Annotated in this window: 2 protein-coding genes; both read right to left on the bottom strand. The window is 44.8% G+C overall.

The features are described 5' to 3' along the window. Positions 1-379: 379 nt before the first annotated feature. Positions 380-1,810 (bottom strand): heavy metal sensor histidine kinase, encoded by a 1,431-nt coding sequence (locus FQ182_RS29390; RefSeq protein WP_077750418.1) that lies wholly within the window; start codon positions 1,808-1,810, stop codon positions 380-382. Beyond that, complete coding sequence (locus FQ182_RS29385; protein ID WP_077750417.1) at positions 1,807-2,481, bottom strand: heavy metal response regulator transcription factor; 675 nt, start codon at positions 2,479-2,481, stop codon at positions 1,807-1,809. The genes FQ182_RS29390 and FQ182_RS29385 overlap by 4 nt, the downstream gene beginning before the upstream one ends. Between the last annotated feature and the right edge of the window lie 547 nt (positions 2,482-3,028).

Raw genomic sequence — 3,028 nt, 5'->3', positions numbered from 1 at the left:
CAAAACCGCGCATTGCTCAAGTGGTCAGTATCAAGCCTGAAGCTGCTACAGGGTCAACAGGAGGAGGACATTTTACGATAAAAGTATTTGCGACTATATGTCGCAGGCATGTTAATGCGCGACTCCCGTACATTTATTTCAGCCAGAAGCCAAGCTCCGCTCGGCTGATATCTATGAGGAATCGTTTCGAAGTGTTACAGCGCAGATAGTCAATTTAATGCTGCACGCATTTTTTGGGGGAGACTGGCAGGATGTACCAAAGGGAGTTGATCTCGCTTTGCGATTTGTAAGTACCCCGCGCTATCTATGCTCTATGGATTTTCGGAGTCGCGTTCTTAGACTATTGTTTGTCGTGATTTTAGTTACGGCTTTACTAAAATCACTCCCTTGGTTTTTGGGCTTTTAAGTTGCTTTGTGCATTATATTTTGGAAATGCAAGTCGAAAAACTGTCAGATGGCCCGGCATACTATGGACATCTGCCGTTCCCTGATGGAGGCTCATGATGGATCGGACAATGGCCAACCCTAATCCAGTACCACCTTCAGCTCGTGAGCGACTGTTATCCACACGATAGAAACGATCGAAAATATGGAACAAATGCTGGTGCTCAATTCCTACCCCAGGATTACTTATTGATAGGGAGACTTTTTCAGATTGCGCTTCAATCGCTATAGCAATGGACTGCCCTGCTGGGCAGTGACGAATGGCATTTGATAAAAGATTGGAAATAGCCCGCTGAATCATGAGTCGGTCACCTAGAACTTTTCCCCAACCGCTGACAGTTATACCAACACTCTTTTCCTCAGCCGATAGAGAGAAAAGGTCAATGACTTTTAGCGCTTCATCCTCTAGTAAAATGCTTTCAAACGGCACGAGTGCGGCCGGATGACTTACTTGGGCCAAGAAAAGCATGTCTGAAACAATTCTAGTGACTCGCCCTAGTTCCTCGGTGCATGACTCTAAAACAGCCTTGTACTCTGTTGCCGGGCGTTCTCGAGAAAGAGTTACCTGTGCTTTCCCCATAAGGTTCGTAATCGGTGACCGCAACTCGTGCGCCAAGTCATCAGAAAATTGCGATAGTTGTTGAACTCCGCTATCAAGACGGTTCAGCATGAAGTTTATGCCATGAGCAAGCTCACTGAGCTCTTGGGGCATATTGACAACGGAGAGCCGATGACTTAAATCCTGGGCCGATACCATTGCTGCAACTTTACGGAATTCCCGGAGAGGGGATAAGCCACGTTGCACAATAGCCCAAGCGCTGATACCAATCAGAATCAACAACAGTGGAACCGCTACAATGGTTGAACTCAAATAGGAGCTCAATAGCGTTTCATCATTCGAGCGATCAATAGAAAGCAAGACCGATACGAACTCACCATCTTTTAATTTCATGAGTTTAGAGGCTGTGAGGATGTGGCCTCCGGTCTCCTCGGCTGGGGAATAGTACGACAACTTATTGCTGACGGCTATTCCGGTTTCATTCGTAGATACTTCAGGTATATCTGCTCCAAAACTCAGGAGAGGTTTACTCATATTGTCATCATCAAAGATGGTCAGGTTAAGATTGTCGTGCCCCAGCACTTGATCTAATAGCACATGAGGTTTTAAACTCATGTCACGGGCACTGATATCCATCAGTAAACTGTGCTCAATCTGACTCATCTTCTTTTCTAAGCTATTTTTTGCGCGTGAATCAAGTTCGTGGGTAAGCGCTAAAAAAGCCAGTATCGCTAAAAACACTACTAGTACTGCTCCCATAATGCTAACTGCCAACCCCAGCCGCATCGACAGGCTGACCTGCTTCATTTTCTCGCCTCCAGTACATAGCCTACGCCGCGGAGGGTATGGATTAATTTAGTTTCAAATGGATCATCTATTTTAGCTCTTAATCTTCGTATCGAAACTTCGACTACGTTGGTGTCGCAATCAAAATTCATGTCCCAAACTAAAGAGATGATTTGAGTGCGAGATAACACCTCTCCAGATTGACGCATCAACAGATGGAGCAGCGCGAATTCTTTTGTCGTCAGATCTATGCGTTGTTTTCCGCGGAATGCGCGATGCCTGCCTTGATCGAGTTCAAGATCAGCAACTTTTAATACCTCTGGAACTGGAATATGTTCGCTGCGGCGCATTAACGTGCGTACTCTTGCAAGCAACTCTGGGAATTCAAATGGCTTGACCAGATAGTCATCGGCCCCCAGATCCAATCCTTTGATTTTATCTTCCAGGCGTCCTCGTGCAGTCAGCATCATTACCCTGGTACTACTAGTCTGCCGAATATTTTCAAGAACGTCCCATCCGTGCATCTGAGGGAGATTTACGTCAAGTAATACCAGATCATAATTTTGCTGACGTGCCAGATGGAGACCATCAGCCCCTGTCGATGCGCAGTCTACAATATAGCCACTTTCAGTCAGACCTTGATGTAAGTACTCAGCAGTCTTTGGCTCGTCCTCTATCACAAGGATACGCATAGGAATTCACCCTCTATTAAGTGTTTCGAAATGTTTTATGTTCGCAGAACCTGATTTAAAAATTTTATTCATCTGTTATAAGCTCGGTTCTGGCTACATCTTTAATTGCTGGGAAACATAGGAGTCTTAAAATTTTTCAAGGTTTTTCATGCGGATTTCGCCTCCTAAAGTACTAGGGCCGTCTGCCTTTTTTTGTTTAGGGTTGTTGCGTGGCGCGAGCACTTATTGGACTTAATCCTAATGCATTAAGTGAGGCTTATCCGCTAGATAACGTATTTGTAATTTTTCAGTCACCTTGTTGATAGGTGCGCAGATTTATATTTGCCTCATGGGAAATTCTTTTTGTTTTAGTTTTAAAGGTTTTAAGGAATGATGGAATTACTTCGGTGTAGAAAGCTTATTGCTCACCCAATCACGCACAAGACCATGCTAAGAGCAGGTCTCATTTCGATCCTTGCGCTTTTGACTAGTCCTTTGTTTGCGGCGACCGCTCAAATGCTCACAATGGATCAGGCGCTTGAAACTGCTTTTGCCAACAATCCTGATC

The sequence above is a fragment of the Pseudomonas sp. ANT_H4 genome (genome assembly GCF_008369295.1).
Classification (GTDB): domain Bacteria; phylum Pseudomonadota; class Gammaproteobacteria; order Pseudomonadales; family Pseudomonadaceae; genus Aquipseudomonas.
Note: the sequence above shows the minus strand (reverse complement) of the source record. Positions and strands in the feature narration are given on the sequence as shown.